The following is a 14,337-nucleotide window of genomic DNA, read 5'->3' as shown; positions in this document are numbered from 1 at the left end:
TGCATCGATTCCCCTGGCGTGGACGGCCGCCGGAAAGCATAGCGCGGCGGCGGCCCGTGCGCCGGGCCTCAATCCTGGCCGGGGACGGCCGTTAAAAGCCAGCGTAGCCCCAGGCCGGGGCGCATGATCACGGAGTCCCGGGGCGTGGATGCAGGTGCCGTAACCAGCCTGTTGCAACATCCGATCACCAGCGCGCTGCTGGTCCTGGACCGCGACGGCCGGGTACTGCTGGCCAATCCCTCGGCGCAGGCCATGGGCCTGGCCAGGGTGGCCGGGCAGTACGCCGCGCTGCTGCAGGACCTGCGCCAGGCGCTGGCCGACGGCACGGTGCCGACGGTGGCGTGCAGCATCCCCGGCCCCGACGGCCGCCTGGACGGCTGGCTGCGCGCGGTGCGCGACCCGGCCGGCGGCGTGCTGGCCTACACGCTGAGCATCCCCGACCCGCATGGCGCCAGCCGCTGGCAGGTGGCCATGGACAGCGCCCGCCACGGCCTGTGGGACTGGGACATTGGCGCCAACCGCTTCTTCCGCTCGGAGGGCTGGCTGGCCATGCTCGGCTACACCACCGGTGACGTGGCCGAGGGCGGCCTGGAGGTGGCCCTGTCCCTGGTCCACCCGGACGACCTGGACCGTGTGCGCGACGCGGTGCAGGCGCACCTGGAAGGCCTGACCGACACCTACAACTGCGAATACCGGCTGCGCCGCTGCGACGGCAGCTGGCGCTGGGTGCGCGACAGCGGCCGGGTGGTGGCCTGGTCGGCCGACGGCCGCCCGCTGCGCATGATCGGCACCCACACCGCCATCGACGAGCAGAAGCAGCTGGAGGAACGGTTGCGCAAGCAGCAGGCGCTGCTGGAGGAAGTGCAGCGCGTGGCCGGCATGGTGCCCTGGTCCTGGGACCCGCGCAGCGACACCGGCTGGTGGCCGCGCGACCTGTACCGCCTGACCGCCCAGGCCCCGCGCTGGCGCGACTCCGGCCGCGCCTGGCTGCGGCGGCTGCCGCGGCCGGCCGCGGCCGCACTGCGCCGCGCCTGGCAGAAGATGCGGCGCGAGGGCCATTCGGTCAGCTTCGACATGGAGCTGCAGGACGTGCAGGGCATGCCGCTGCACCTGCAGGTGTGGGCGCGCCCGCAGCTGGACGAGGACGGCCGCATCGTCCGTGTGGTCGGCCAGGTCCAGGACGTGACCGCGCAGCGCCGTGCCGACGCGCTGCTGCGCTGGCGCACCGAGCTGCTGGACCGGGTGTCCGCGCTGGGCCGGATCGGCGGCTGCGAGATCGAGCCGGGCACGCGCCGGGTGCAGTGGACGGACGAGTGCTTCCGCATCCACGGCCTGCCGCCGGGCCCGCTGCTGCTGGATGACGCCCTGGCCCTGTACACGCCCGAGTCGCGCGAGGCCTTCGAGGCCGCACTGGTGCGCCTGGCCGACGGCGGGCCGCGCGAGCAGCTGGAGCTGTGCTTCTACCAGCAGAACGGCCAGCGCGCCTGGGTGGAGGTGCTGCTGGAGCGCGATGCCCGCCCGGGCCTGCCGCCGCGCATCGTCGCCCTGTACCGCGACATCACCCGCGAGCGCGAGTCCAGCGAGCGCATCGAGCTGCTCTCGCACTACGACCTGCTGACCGGCCTGCCCAACCGCTTCCTGCTGCGCGAGCAGGCCAGCGAGGCCATTGTCGCCGAGCGCGGCAGCCCGTGCCCCGGGCTGGCCCTGCTGCTGGTGGACCTGGACGGCTTCAAGACCATCAACGATTCCTTCGGCCACTCCGCCGGCGACGCCATGCTCAAGGCCGCCGCCGGGCGCATGCACCACACCCTGCGCGGCGGCGACCTGTTCGGCCGTCTGGGCGGCGATGAGTTCCTGGTGGTGCTGCGCGGCCCGCATGTGGACGCGGCCGAGGCCGAGGCCTCGGCGCAGCGCCTGATCGCCGCGCTGTCCGAGCCGCTGATGTTCGGCGGCGAAAGCCTGAAGGTGGGCGCCAGCGTGGGCATCGCCCTGCTGGGCCGCGACGGCGACGCCTTCGACCCGCTCATACGCGCGGCCCACGCTGCGCTGCGCGTGGCCCGTGCCACCAGCCGCAACACCTGGCAGCTGCACAACGAGCAGATCCGCCGCCAGACCCAGCGCCGGCTGGAGATCGAGTGCGGCCTGCGCGGCGCCCTGGACCGTGACGAGTTCAGCCTGGTCTACCAGCCACAGGTGAGCCTGGACGGCTGGCAGCCGCCGGGCATCGAGGCGCTGATCCGCTGGCACTGGCCGGCCGGGCCGTGCCATCCGGCCGAGTTCATCCCCATCGCCGAGGACAGCGGCGAGATCATGCGCCTGGGCGAGTGGGTAATCAGCGAGGCCTGCCGCCAGGCCGTGGCCTGGCACGCGGCCGGCCTGGAGTTCGGCCGCATCGCGGTCAACGTCTCCGGCGTGCAGCTGCGCGACCGCGGCTTCGCCGACCGGGTGGTGGCCCTGTGCCAGCGCGCCGGCTGGCCCCCCAGCCGCCTGGAGCTGGAGCTGACCGAGTCGGCGCTGATCCTGGACAGCGAGAACCTTCGCCAGTGCTTCCAGGTGTTCGAGCGCCACGGCATCCAGCTGGCGGTGGACGACTTCGGCACCGGCTTCTCCAACCTGCACTACCTCAACCGCTTCCCGGTCAAGCGCCTGAAGATCGACCGCGGCTTCGTCGCCGACATGCTGCGCGACACCAACGCCAGCGAGGTCACCCAGGCCATCATCCACCTGGGCCACGCCCTGGGCATGCGGGTGGTGGCCGAAGGCGTGGAGACCCACGAGGAGCAGGCCCAGCTGGCGGCCTGGGGCTGCGACGAGGTGCAGGGCTACGTCCACACCCGGCCGCTGCCGCCGCGCGAGATGGCGCAGTGGCTGCGCATGGCCCAGGAGCGCCATGCGCGCGCTGGCGCCGCCACGGCCGGCCGGCTGTCGCGCCAGCCGGGCTGAGCCCGCGGCCGGGCAGGGAAGCCGCCTCAGCCCCCGGCCGCCACGGCGGCCTTCCTTTCCGAGGGACGGACCACATGCCCCGGCACCATGCCGTGCGGGCTCCGCCGGCGTGCACGGCCGGGCGGCGCGCGTTCCGCGGGACGGGGCCGCACCTCATCCGGATGATGCGAGCCGGAGCGGCTGGAGCCCGGCGTCGCAGGCGCGTGGCGGACGAAGGCGCCCCGGCGCGGGCGGGGCCTGGCCGCACGGGCCGGCTGCGGTCCGCAGGGCAGGGAGCGCGGGGAGTCAGCGCGCGCGCGGCGGGAGGGAAGCCGGGCCGGTACCGGCCGGAGACGGCCCACCGGGGGCGGCGGCCGGGTTGGGAGCGGAAGCCGGGGCAGCGTCGCCGCCGCCCACGCCCAGGTCCCAGCCGATGCAGGCCAGGACCAGATCCAGGGCGGCCGGGGCGGGCACCTGCGCCGCGGCGTCGGCCAGTTCCTGCACCGCCAGGGCCTCGAGCCGGCGCAGGACCGGGGGCATGCCCCGGCGCGCCGGGGCGTCGGGGCAGGGCGCTTCCGCGATGGGTGGGCGGGGGAAGGGTTCCACGGCCGGGTGCCGGTTGCGGACAACAGGCGGGGCCCCGGCACGTGCCGGGGCCCCGCAAGGGTTCAGGATCTGGAGGTGGCGCGGGCCATGGCGCGCACTGGGCTCAGAACAGCTCCACCGTGCCGGCACTCATGCTCTGCTGGGTCACCGGCTTGTGCGGCGGCTGCTCCCACTCGGCACGCAGCTCGCGCAGGCGCTGGCCCAGATGGTGCAGGGCACGCAGCATCTCCTCGTCGGCACCGTTGCTGCGCTGGAGCATCTCCTGCAGCGTGATCGCCTCGCGGTTGATCGCGTCCAGGCGGTCCAGGTGGACGTGGGCCCCGCCGAGCGCCTGGGTGGCGATGTCCTCGAACTGCAGGGCGCGCACCGCCTCGGCCACGCTGTTGTCGATGGCCTTGCCGCACTCGGAGATCTCGCGCATGCCCTCGGTCAGCGAGCTGTTGATGGCGGCCACGTGCTGCAGCATGGCGGCCGCCTCGGCGCGCGCCTCGCGGGAGCGGTCCAGGTCGCGCGAGGCCATCTGCGAGACCGTCTCGCGCACCTTGGCGATGGCGTCCTTGGAGCTGTGCGCCAGCTTGCGGATCTGCTCGTTGAAGGTGGTCGAGCGCTCCGACAGGTTGCGCACCTCGTCGGCCACCACGGCGAAGCCGCGGCCGGCCTCGCCGGCGCGGGCGGCCTCGATGGCCGCGTTCAGCGCCAGCAGGTTGGTCTGGTCGGCGATGGACTTCACGTCCTCCAGCAGGGCGAAGATGCCGTCCAGGTGCTGGGCCATCTGGTCGATGTGCTGCACGGTGGTCGTGCTCTGGCCGGCGACCTGCTCCAGCGCCTCCACCAGCTGCTCCATGCGCGAGCTGGCGTGCTGGGCGAAGCGGGCCACGTCGATGCCGTTGCCATCCTGGTCGGCGATGATCCTGGCCATGGCCTGGCTCTGCTGGCGCGACTTGCGGTTCATCGCGTCGAAGCTGCCACCCAGGCCGGCGACGGCCTGGCGGATCAGTTCGCGGGCGCGGTCGATCTCGTGGCGCGAGCCCTCGATCTCCTTGTCCACGAACGAGCGCAGCTCGCCCAGCAGCATCTGCTGCTCGCGCACGATGCGCAGCTGCTCCGGCGACTGCTCCCGGGCCGGCACGCCGCGGAACAGGAGCCAGGCCGCGAAGGCGAACCAGCTAAGGACCAGGGTGGTCAGGACCGCCCAGCGCATCGGTGCCGGCCAGTCGAAGCCGACGGCGATGGGGGCGAGAACGGTCAGCACCAGCGGTGCGGCCATGCGAATCAGCAAGCGGGGGTCCATGGGCGATCTCTGGGAAACCACGCTGGCAGTATCGGCACCACCCCGCGTTGCTTTAGCTCGCCGCGCCCGCGCGGGACGCGACGCACCGCGCAGTTTCAGCGCCGCAGCTGGCGCCCGATCGCCTCGGCCAGCTGCCGGCGGCCGAACAGGAACTGCCACTGGCTGCCGCCGACCTGGCGCCAGAGCCGGGCCGAACGCACCGCCGCCAGCAGCAGGGCACGGATCTCCGAGACCACCCCGGCCTGGCCGAGGTAGTGCGGGTTGCCCTGGACCATGATCCGCGGGCGCAGCTGGCTGATCGTCTCCGCGTACAGGCCGCCCAGCGCCGCCAGCACGTCCGGATGGGTGCTGCCCAGCTCGGCCGCGCGCGGGGCGATCCGGGCCAGGCCGGCGGCCACTGCGTCCTGGGTCTGGCGGGCCTGGGCGAAACGGCGCTCCAGCTGCATGGTGGCCAGGGCCAGGCGCGGCAGCAGCGGGTCGTTGCCGCGATTGGCCAGGTAGTCGCCCAGCAGGCGCAGGCCCGGGGCCACGCCGGCGGCACCGCCGTAGACATCGGCGGTGGAATCGGCGTCGATGCGGAACACGCTGTCCAGCACCGGACGGGCGGAGGCGGTCTCGCTGTGGCCGGTCTCGGCGATGCGGCGCACCTGGTGCAGCGCCTGGGCCATGCCGGCCAGCGCCAGCACGCGGTCGTCGACGGTATGGGTCATGCGCGCATTCTAGCGGACCGTCCGCTCCGCCGGCCCGCTCCGCCCCGGCACGGGCGCGTCGGTGGCGGCGATCACCGCGCCGCCCAGGCAGGCCGGACCGTCGTACAGCACCAGCGACTGGCCGGGCGTGGCCGCCCGCTGCGGCCGGTCGAAGCGCACCCGCAGCGTGCCGTCGTCCTGGACACGCACCCGGCAGGCCTGCTCCTCCTGCCGGTAGCGGATCTGCGCGGTGCAGGCGAACTCCGCCGCGGGCGGCGCGCCCTCGATCCAGTGCATGGCCTCGGTGCGGACCTCGCGCGACATCAGCCAGGGGCTGTCGCGGTCCTGGTCCACGTACAGGATGTTGGCGGCCACGTCCTTGCCGACCACGTACCAGGGCGCCGCGGGACGGCCGCGCACGCCGCCGATGTTCAGGCCTTCGCGCTGTCCCAGGGTGAAATAGAAGACGCCCGGATGGGTGCCGATGCGCACGCCCTGCGGGTCGCGGATCTCGCCCGGCTGCGCCGGCAGGTAGCGGCCCAGGAACTGGCGGAAGTCGCGCTCGCCGATGAAGCAGATGCCGGTGGAATCCTTCTTGGCGTGGGTCGGCAGACCGGCCTCGCGGGCGATCCTGCGCACCTCGGCCTTGGGCAGGTGGCCGATCGGGAACACCGTGGCGGCCAGCTGCTCCTGGCCCAGCTGGTGCAGGAAGTAGCTCTGGTCCTTGTCGCGGTCGGCGCCGCGCAGCAGGCGCCAGCGGCCGCCCTCGAAGGCGACCCGGGCGTAGTGGCCGGTGGCGATCCGCTCGGCGCCCAGCTCGCGGGCGGCGGCCAGGAAGTGCTTGAACTTGACCTCGCGGTTGCACAGCACGTCCGGGTTCGGGGTGCGCCCGGCGGCGTACTCGGCCAGGAAATGCTCGAACACCCCGGCCCAGTATTCCCTGGAGAAGTTGCGGAAGTGGAAAGGGATGCCCAGCCGCCCGCACACGGCCACCGCATCGCGGCGGTCCTCCTCGGCGCGGCACTCGCCGCTGCCGTCGTCGTCCCAGTTCTGCATGAACAGGCCGGCCACCGGCTCCCCGGTCCGGACCAGGAGCAGGGCGGCGACCGAGGAGTCCACGCCACCGGAGACGCCGACGACGGTGCGCGGGGCGCTCATCCCAGCCATTTCACCAGGTCCAGCGGATGGCGCCGCCCGGCCAGCCAGTCGGCGGCCACCTTCCACACCAGGGGGCTGCGGTGGCGCGCGGCCTGGGCACGCAGCTCGGCCGGGGCCAGCCAGACCGCCCGCTCGATGCCGGCGTCCAGCGGCCGCTCCGGCTCATGCTCCACCGGCACCCCGGCGAAGGCGAAGCGCAGGTAATGCTCGTCGCCCGGGGTGGTCCACTGGTAGGCGCCGATGAAGGCCTCCAGCCGGATGTGCCAGCCGGTCTCCTCCAGTGCCTCGCGCACGGCCGCCCCGGCCAGGCTCTCGCCCGGCTCCAGGTGGCCGGCCGGCTGGTTCAGCACCAGCTTCCCGTCCACCCGCTCCTCGACCAGCAGCAGCCGCCCGTCGCGGGCGACCACGCTGGCCACGGTCACGTGCGGGTGCCAGTCCGGGCCTGCGGCCATGGTCAGAACTCGTCCGCGTCCGGGTCGTCGGCCAGCTCCATCTCCATGCTGTCGGCGACGACGGCCGCGGCGGAGACCGCCTCGTCCAGGGCGGCGGCCGGGGCGTTGGCGTCGATCTTCACCACCAGCATGGCGTGGCGGCCCTGCTTGACCCAGGAACCCAGCTTCAGGTCGGCCGAGGCCTCCAGCAGGCGGTTGGCGACCAGCGCGGGGAAGGCGTCGCCGCCGGCCATGTACGCCGGCGACCAGATCTCGCGCACACGGTGGCTGCCGAAGGTCTCCACCGGCGAGCGCACGAACACCAGCTGGGTGCGGCCGTCGTCCAGCTCCAGGATCAGCCGGTAGTCGCCGTCGTCGTCCACCTGGTACTTGTAGCCGGCCTCCTTCAGCTTGCGGCCCACGCTCGGATCGGGCAGGGCCTCCGCGGCGGCGGTGGCGGCGGAAGCGAGCAGGAGGCCGCCGAGCAGCGCGGCGGAGGCGGCACGGGAAAAGCGCATGGAAGGCTCCTGTGGAACGGCAGCCGGTCATTGTCCGGCAGCTCCCACCCGGCCGTCCATCCGTATAATTTGCACATGGCCCAGAACCCCCGTCACGAGCACGAACACGGCACCCTGGTCGAACCCGGCAAGCCGGAACTGGCCCCGCCGCCGATGTACCAGGTCGTCCTGCTCAACGACGACTACACCCCCATGGATTTCGTGGTGGCGGTGCTGCAGCAGTTCTTCGGCATGGACCTGGAAAAGGCCACCCAGATCATGCTGCACGTCCACACGCGCGGCCGCGGCGTGTGCGGGGTCTACACCCGGGAGGTCGCCGAGACCAAGGTCGCCCAGGTCAACGAGTTCTCGCGGATGAACCAGCATCCGCTGCTGTGCACCATGGAGCGCGCCTGACCCGCGGCGGGCCGCCACCTGCTGCCGGCTGAACGCTGCGGACCACCGGCGTTGTGGAAATCTTGACGGTCGGCCGCATATTGTGGGGGCGACCCCGTCGGAGCCCGCCATGTTCAGCAAAGACCTCGAACAGACCATCGGCCAGTGCTACAAGCGAGCCCGCGAGGCCCGTCATGAGTTCATGACGGTCGAGCACCTGCTGCTGGCCCTGCTCGACAACGCCTCGGCCCAGGCCGTGCTGCGCGCCTGCGGCGCCGACCTGGAGCGCCTCCGCGGCGAGCTGGAGCAGGCCATCGAGGCGTCCGTCTCGCGCCTGGCCGACGACGACGCCCGCGACACCCAGCCGACCCTGGGCTTCCAGCGGGTGTTGCAGCGCGCGGTCTACCACGTGCAGTCCTCCGGCAAGAAGGAGGTCACCGGCGCCAATGTGCTGGTGGCGATCTTCGGCGAAAAGGACTCCCACGCCGTCTATTTCCTGAACCAGCAGGACGTCACCCGGCTGGACGTGGTCAACTACCTGTCCCACGGCATCGCCAAGTACGGCGACGAGCACGGCCCGGTCGCGCCCGGCGAGGGCGAGGGCAAGGCCGAGGGCGGTGAAGGCGAAGGCGAGGGCAGGGGCGACGCCCTGTCCGAGTACGCGACGAACCTGAACGAGCTGGCCCGGCAGGGCAAGATCGACCCGCTGGTCGGCCGCGCCGACGAGATCGAGCGCACGATCCAGGTCCTGTGCCGCCGGCGCAAGAACAACCCGCTGTACGTGGGCGAGGCCGGCGTGGGCAAGACCGCCATCGCCGAGGGCCTGGCCAAGCGCATCGTCGACGGCGAGGTGCCGGAGGTGCTGGCCGACGCGGTCATCTACTCCCTGGACCTGGGCGCGCTGGTGGCCGGGACCAAGTACCGCGGCGACTTCGAGAAGCGCCTGAAGGGCGTGCTGGCGGCGATCCGCAAGATCCCCGGCGCGATCCTGTTCATCGACGAGATCCACACCATCATCGGTGCCGGCTCGGCCTCGGGCGGCACCATGGACGCGTCCAACCTGATCAAGCCGGCCCTGGCCTCGGGCGAGCTGCGCTGCATCGGCTCGACCACGTTCCAGGAGTACCGCGGCATCTTCGAGAAGGACCGCGCCCTGGCCCGCCGCTTCCAGAAGATCGACATCGTCGAGCCCACGGTGGGCGAGACCTACCAGATCCTGCAGGGCCTCAAGCCCAAGTACGAGGCCCACCACGGCGTCACCTACGCCGACGAGGCATTGCAGGCGGCGGTGGAGCTGTCGGTCAAGCACATCGGCGACCGCCTGCTGCCGGACAAGGCCATCGACGTGATCGACGAGGCCGGCGCCCGCCAGCGCCTGCTGCCGGAAGGCCAGCGCAAGACCCTCATCGACATCGAGGAGATCGAGACCATCGTGGCCAAGATGGCGCGGATCCCGGCCAAGCAGGTCAGCGCCACCGACCGCGACGTGCTCCAGCACCTGGAGCGCAACCTGAAGATGGTGATCTTCGGCCAGGACGAGGCCATCGAGACCCTGGCCTCGGCGATCAAGCTGGCCCGCAGCGGCCTGGCCAACCCGGACAAGCCGATCGGCAGCTTCCTGTTCGCCGGCCCCACCGGCGTGGGCAAGACCGAGGTCACCAAGCAGCTGGCCCTGCAGCTGGGCATCGAGCTGGTGCGCTTCGACATGTCCGAGTACATGGAGCCGCACTCGGTGTCGCGCCTGATCGGCGCGCCCCCGGGTTACGTCGGCTTCGACCAGGGCGGCCTGCTGACCGAGAAGATCGTCAAGACGCCGCACTGCGTGCTGCTGCTGGACGAGATCGAGAAGGCGCACCCGGACATCTTCAACATCCTGCTGCAGGTGATGGACCGCGGCGTGCTGACCGACACCAACGGCCGCGAGGCGAACTTCAAGAACGTGATCCTGGTGATGACCACCAACGCCGGCGCCACCCAGGCCGCGCGGCGCTCGATCGGCTTCACCCGCCAGGACCACTCCACCGACGCGATGGAGGTGATCCGGCGCACCTTCACTCCGGAGTTCCGCAACCGCCTGGACGCGATCGTGCAGTTCCAGCCGCTGGGCATGGAGCACATCCTGCGCGTGGTGGACAAGTTCCTGATCGAGCTGGAGATGCAGCTGAACGAGAAGCACGTGACCCTGACCGCCACGCAGCCGGCGCGCGAGTGGCTGGCCCAGCACGGCTTCGACCCGCTGATGGGTGCCCGCCCCATGGCGCGCCTGATCCAGGACCGGATCAAGCGTCCGCTGGCCGACGAGCTGCTGTTCGGCAAGCTGGTGGACGGTGGCCGGGTCCACGTGGACGTGCGCGACGGCGAGCTGGTGGTGGAGAGCCAGCCCGAGCCCGAGCGCCTGCTGCCGGCGACCGTGTAGGCGGCCCCCTCCCGGAGTGCAGAAAAACCAGGCCCGCGACGCATCGCGGGCCTGGTTTTTTCCGGGACGGACCTGCAGGCCGCCGCCACCGCCGTCCGCCCCGACGAGGAAGACGGACGGCGGCGGCGGATGCCCCTCCCGTCAATGGGCGTAGCGGCGTTTGCGCGCGGCGAACTCCCCGGCGTCGATGGTCTCGACCTTCTGCACGCGGCAGTCGCCGCGGCGGGTCCGCACCAGGGTGCCCTCGGGGCAGATGCGGTTCTCGGTGCCCTCGGCCAGCACCGTCAGGGTCGGGGTGATCGCCAGCGCGCCGCAGGTGCCGCGCAGCGTGACCAGGTAGTGCGAATCGCCGTCACGCAGCACCAGGCTCTGGCCGCCCTTGGAACGCGCCACCTCCTGGTTCGCGCCCAGGTCCACGCANTGGGCAAGCGGGGCCTTCCCGGCCGCGTCGGCGGCGAAGGCGAAACCGGCGAGGACGAGGGCGATGCAAAGATTCCTGGTTTTCATGCAGTCGTCGTGAAGGGTGGGATGGGAACGGGCGCAAAGGCTAGCGGCGCGGCGCGCGGCGCGGACCTGCCTGTGGTGACAGTGACCTTCTTCCTGCGACGTCGGGCGCGGCCGCCGACCCATCCCCGGCGACAATCCGCGCAAAAAGCGTGGCCGGGGTGGAAGGGAACGGACACAAAAAAGGCGGCCCGGCGGGCCGCCTTTTCGCGAAACCGTCGACGCGGGATCACTTCATGCGGTAGGTGATCCGGCCCTTGGTCAGGTCGTACGGGGTCATCTCCACCTTGACCCGGTCGCCGGTCAGGATGCGGATGTAGTTCTTGCGCATGCGGCCGGAGATGTGGGCGATGATCTCGTGCCCGTTCTCCAGACGCACCCGGAACGTGGTGTTGGGCAGCGTCTCGGTGACGGTACCTTCGAACTCGATGGTGTCGTCTTTCGACATGCGGTTCCGATATTCGCTTGCAGCGGAAAGTCCGCGAGTGTACGCCACGCGGGCCGGCAGCGCAAAATTTACGTTAATCCGCCGTCAACCCGCCAGCGACGCGGCGGGCTGCCGGTCGAAGGCCTGCGTCCACGGCCCGGGTATGCCCGGCCCCCGTACCAGGGCGGCCACCGCCTCCAGGAAGGCCGGCCGCGGCCAGCGCTCCACGCCCAGCGTGACCAGGTGCGGGTTCTCCACCTGCGCGTCCAGCAGCGGCCAGCCCTGCCGGTGCAGCCAGGCGGCCAGTGCCCCCAGCGCCACCTTGGAGCCGCCGGAGCGGGCGCTGAACATGCTCTCGCCGAAGAACATCCGGCCCACGGCCACGCCGTACAGCCCCCCGGCCAGCTCCGTGCCGTCCCAGACCTCCACCGAATGGGCGTGGCCCAGCCGGTGCAGGCGGCCGTAGGCCTGGCGCATCGCGGCAGTGATCCAGGTGCCGTCCTGCCCGCGCCGGGGCACGCTGGCGCAGGCGGCCACGACCGCGTCGAAGGCGGTGTCGGCGGTCACCACCCAGGGGCTGCGGCGCAGCCCGCGGCGGAAACGGCTGGACAGGTGCACCCGGTCGGTGCGGAACACCGCGCGCGGGTCCGGGCTCCACCACAGGATCGGCTGGCCGTCCGAGTACCAGGGGAAGATGCCCTGGCGGTAGGCATTGAGCAGGCGCGGTGGCGACAGGTCGCCGCCGATGGCCAGCAGCCCGTCCGGGGCGTCCAGCGCATGCCCGGGCGGCGGGAACGGGGCCTCCGGGTCGTCGCCGAGCAGGTAGGGGAGGCGGGGACGGGCGGCCATGGCCGGACCTCAGGCGGCGTCCCGGAACGGCGAGTGCGCGGCCAGCGCCTCGGCGTAACGGCGCACCGAGGCCGCCTCCTCGGCGCACCACTGCCGCAGCGCCTCGCGGAAGGCGGGGTGGGCGATGCGGTGGCGGCTGCGCACGAAGGCCGGCAGGAAGCCGCGCGCCAGCTTGTGCTCGCCCTGCGCGCCGGGCTCGAAGCGCGCCAGTCCCTCGCGCAGGCAGTATTCGATGCCCTGGTAGTAGCAGGTCTCGAAGTGCAGGCCCGGCAGCTCCACGGCCGCCCCCCAGTAACGCCCGTACAGGGTGTCGCCGCCACGCAGGCAGAGCGCCCCGGCCACCGGTTCGTCGCCCACCATCGCAAGTATTATCAATAGGTTGCGCGGCATTGTTGAAGCCAGGTGCGCGAAGAACCCGCGGGTCAGCGCCGGCGCGTTGCCGTAGTCGTGGAAGGTCCGCAGGTAGAAGCCGAACATCGCATCCAGCTCCGCCGGACCGGCTTCGTCGCCGGGGCGCCAGAGGAAGCGCACCCCGGCCCGCCGCACCTTCGCCCGCTCCTGGCGGATGTTCTTGCGGTGCTTGTGGTCCATGGCGGCCAGGAAGCCGTCGAAGTCCACCCAGCCGTCGCGGTTGTGCCAGTGGTACTGCACGTCGCAGCGGGCCAGCCACGGGCCGTCGTCGAACAGCACGTCCTCGTGCGCGGTGTGGAAGTTGACGTGCGCCGAGGGCAGGCCGGCCGCGTCGGCGCGCTCGCCGATGGCCTCCAGCAGCGCCCGCCGCGCGGCCTCGTCCCGGGCCAGCAGGCGCGGCCCGGTGACCGGGGAGTAGGGCACGGCGAACAGCCACTTGGGGTAGTAGTCCAGGCCGTGCCGGGCATAGGCGTGCGCCCAGGCGTGGTCGAACACGAACTCGCCGTGGGAATTGCCCTTGAGGTAACCGGGGGCGGCGGCGACCAGACGGTCGCCGTCCCACAGGGTAAGGTGGCGCGGGGTCCAGCCCCAGCCGGGACGCAGGCAGCCGCAGCGCTCCAGCCCCGCGAGGAAGGCATGGAACAGGAACGGATTGCGGCCGTCGTGCAGCCGGTCCCAGTCCGCCGGCGCCACCTCCGCCAGCGATGGCAGCTCGCGGGCGTGCAGGCTCACGCGGCCCTCCCGCCCGCCGGAACGCGGCGGCGGGCAGCGGCCATCAGAGCCCTTGGCTGTCCAGGTAGCGCTCGGCGTCCAGCGCGGCCATGCAGCCGAAGCCGGCCGAGGTGATCGCCTGGCGGTAGTGCTGGTCGGCCACGTCGCCGGCGGCGAACACGCCCTCCACCGAGGTGGCGGTGGCGTTGCCACCCAGGCCCGAGCGGATTTCGATGTAACCGTTGTTCATGGCCAGCTGGCCCTCGAACAGGCCGGTGTTGGGCGTGTGGCCGATGGCCACGAACATGCCGTGCACCGGGATCTCACGGGTGCTGCCGTCCACCGTGGACCGGACCCGCACGCCGGTCACCCCGGCGTCGTCGCCCAGCACCTCGTCGATGGTGTGGTTCCACACCGGCTCGATGGTGCCGGCCTGGACCTTGGCGAACAGCTTGTCCTGCATGATCTTCTCCGCGCGCAGGGTGTCGCGGCGGTGGACCAGGTACACCTTGCGGGCGATGTTGGACAGGTACAGCGCCTCCTCGACCGCGGTGTTGCCGCCGCCGACCACCACCACGTCCTGGTCCTTGTAGAAGAAGCCGTCGCAGGTGGCGCAGGCGGACACGCCGCGGCCCTTGTACTTCTCCTCGGAGGGGATGCCCAGGTACCTGGCGGTGGCGCCGGTGGCGATGATCAGGGCGTCGCAGGTGTAGGTGCCGCTGTCGCCGACCAGGGTGAACGGGCGCCTGGACAGGTCGGCGGTGTGGATGTGGTCGAACACGACCTCGGTGGCGAAGCGCTCGGCATGGGCCTGCATGCGCGCCATCAGCTCAGGGCCCATCACGCCCTGGGCGTCACCCGGCCAGTTGTCCACCTCGGTGGTCGTCATCAGCTGTCCGCCCTGCTGCAGGCCGGTGATCAGCACCGGCTTGAGGTTGGCGCGGGCGGCGTAGACGGCGGCGGTCCAGCCGGCGGGGCCGGAACCGAGGATGAGCAGGCGCGAGTGCTTGGTGGCGGTCATGTATAGTC

The 14,337-nt window shown here is 72.1% G+C and carries 13 protein-coding genes; 3 read left to right on the top strand and 10 right to left on the bottom strand.

Annotation, left to right across the window (positions count from 1 at the left end; translation table 11 throughout):
* Positions 1 to 144 precede the first annotated feature (144 nt).
* Complete coding sequence (locus CR938_RS03855) at positions 145 to 2,943, top strand: EAL domain-containing protein (protein WP_162123747.1); 2,799 nt, start codon at positions 145 to 147, stop codon at positions 2,941 to 2,943.
* A gap of 285 nt (positions 2,944 to 3,228) precedes the next feature.
* Here the strand turns inward: CR938_RS03855 and CR938_RS03850 are convergent, their stop codons facing one another.
* The 6 genes from CR938_RS03850 to CR938_RS03825 form a co-directional block, all read right to left on the bottom strand.
* A complete protein-coding gene (locus CR938_RS03850) occupies positions 3,229 to 3,462 on the bottom strand; it encodes a hypothetical protein (RefSeq protein ID WP_162123746.1) in 234 nt (77 codons plus the stop codon).
* A 169-nt stretch (positions 3,463 to 3,631) separates the two neighbouring features.
* Positions 3,632 to 4,819 carry a methyl-accepting chemotaxis protein gene (locus CR938_RS03845; protein ID WP_162123745.1) on the bottom strand — a complete coding sequence of 396 codons (1,188 nt, stop codon included), beginning with the start codon at positions 4,817 to 4,819 and terminating at the stop codon, positions 3,632 to 3,634.
* Positions 4,820 to 4,914: 95 nt separating this feature from the next.
* The gene (hflD, locus tag CR938_RS03840; protein ID WP_162123744.1) at positions 4,915 to 5,529 is read right to left on the bottom strand and encodes a high frequency lysogenization protein HflD; all 615 of its coding nucleotides are present in this window, start codon (positions 5,527 to 5,529) and stop codon (positions 4,915 to 4,917) included.
* Positions 5,530 to 5,538: 9 nt separating this feature from the next.
* Positions 5,539 to 6,666 (bottom strand): tRNA 2-thiouridine(34) synthase MnmA, encoded by a 1,128-nt coding sequence (gene mnmA / locus CR938_RS03835; protein WP_162123743.1) that lies wholly within the window; start codon positions 6,664 to 6,666, stop codon positions 5,539 to 5,541.
* Positions 6,663 to 7,118, bottom strand: a complete 456-nt coding sequence (locus CR938_RS03830) for an NUDIX hydrolase (protein WP_211365168.1) — start codon at positions 7,116 to 7,118, stop codon at positions 6,663 to 6,665. Before CR938_RS03830 ends, mnmA begins: the two co-directional genes overlap by 4 nt.
* Positions 7,119 to 7,120: 2 nt before the next feature.
* The gene (locus CR938_RS03825; protein WP_162123742.1) at positions 7,121 to 7,615 is read right to left on the bottom strand and encodes a hypothetical protein; all 495 of its coding nucleotides are present in this window, start codon (positions 7,613 to 7,615) and stop codon (positions 7,121 to 7,123) included.
* A gap of 75 nt (positions 7,616 to 7,690) precedes the next feature.
* On the opposite strand from CR938_RS03825, the gene clpS reads away from it, so the two are divergent.
* Together clpS and clpA are read left to right on the top strand one after the other, a co-directional pair.
* Entirely contained in the window at positions 7,691 to 8,011 is a 321-nt protein-coding gene (clpS, locus tag CR938_RS03820) for an ATP-dependent Clp protease adapter ClpS (RefSeq protein WP_162123741.1), read from the top strand.
* Positions 8,012 to 8,120: 109 nt separating this feature from the next.
* Positions 8,121 to 10,406 carry an ATP-dependent Clp protease ATP-binding subunit ClpA gene (clpA, locus tag CR938_RS03815; protein WP_162123740.1) on the top strand — a complete coding sequence of 762 codons (2,286 nt, stop codon included), beginning with the start codon at positions 8,121 to 8,123 and terminating at the stop codon, positions 10,404 to 10,406.
* Positions 10,407 to 11,139: 733 nt separating this feature from the next.
* Here the strand turns inward: clpA and infA are convergent.
* The 4 genes from infA to trxB all read right to left on the bottom strand — a co-directional run bounded on the left by infA (position 11,140) and on the right by trxB (position 14,329).
* A complete protein-coding gene (gene infA / locus CR938_RS03805; protein WP_162123738.1) occupies positions 11,140 to 11,358 on the bottom strand; it encodes a translation initiation factor IF-1 in 219 nt (72 codons plus the stop codon).
* Between the two features lie 84 nt (positions 11,359 to 11,442).
* Positions 11,443 to 12,186: a leucyl/phenylalanyl-tRNA--protein transferase gene (gene aat, locus CR938_RS03800; RefSeq protein ID WP_162123737.1), complete on the bottom strand. Its 744-nt coding sequence runs from the start codon at positions 12,184 to 12,186 to the stop codon at positions 11,443 to 11,445.
* A gap of 9 nt (positions 12,187 to 12,195) precedes the next feature.
* Positions 12,196 to 13,329, bottom strand: a complete 1,134-nt coding sequence (locus CR938_RS03795) for a GNAT family N-acetyltransferase (RefSeq protein WP_162123736.1) — start codon at positions 13,327 to 13,329, stop codon at positions 12,196 to 12,198.
* 43 nt (positions 13,330 to 13,372) lie between these two features.
* Positions 13,373 to 14,329: a thioredoxin-disulfide reductase gene (gene trxB, locus CR938_RS03790; RefSeq protein ID WP_162123735.1), complete on the bottom strand. Its 957-nt coding sequence runs from the start codon at positions 14,327 to 14,329 to the stop codon at positions 13,373 to 13,375.
* Between the last annotated feature and the right edge of the window lie 8 nt (positions 14,330 to 14,337).

Source organism: Pseudoxanthomonas taiwanensis (assembly GCF_010093135.1).
GTDB lineage: Bacteria > Pseudomonadota > Gammaproteobacteria > Xanthomonadales > Xanthomonadaceae > Pseudoxanthomonas > Pseudoxanthomonas taiwanensis.
Note: the sequence above shows the minus strand (reverse complement) of the source record. Positions and strands in the feature narration are given on the sequence as shown.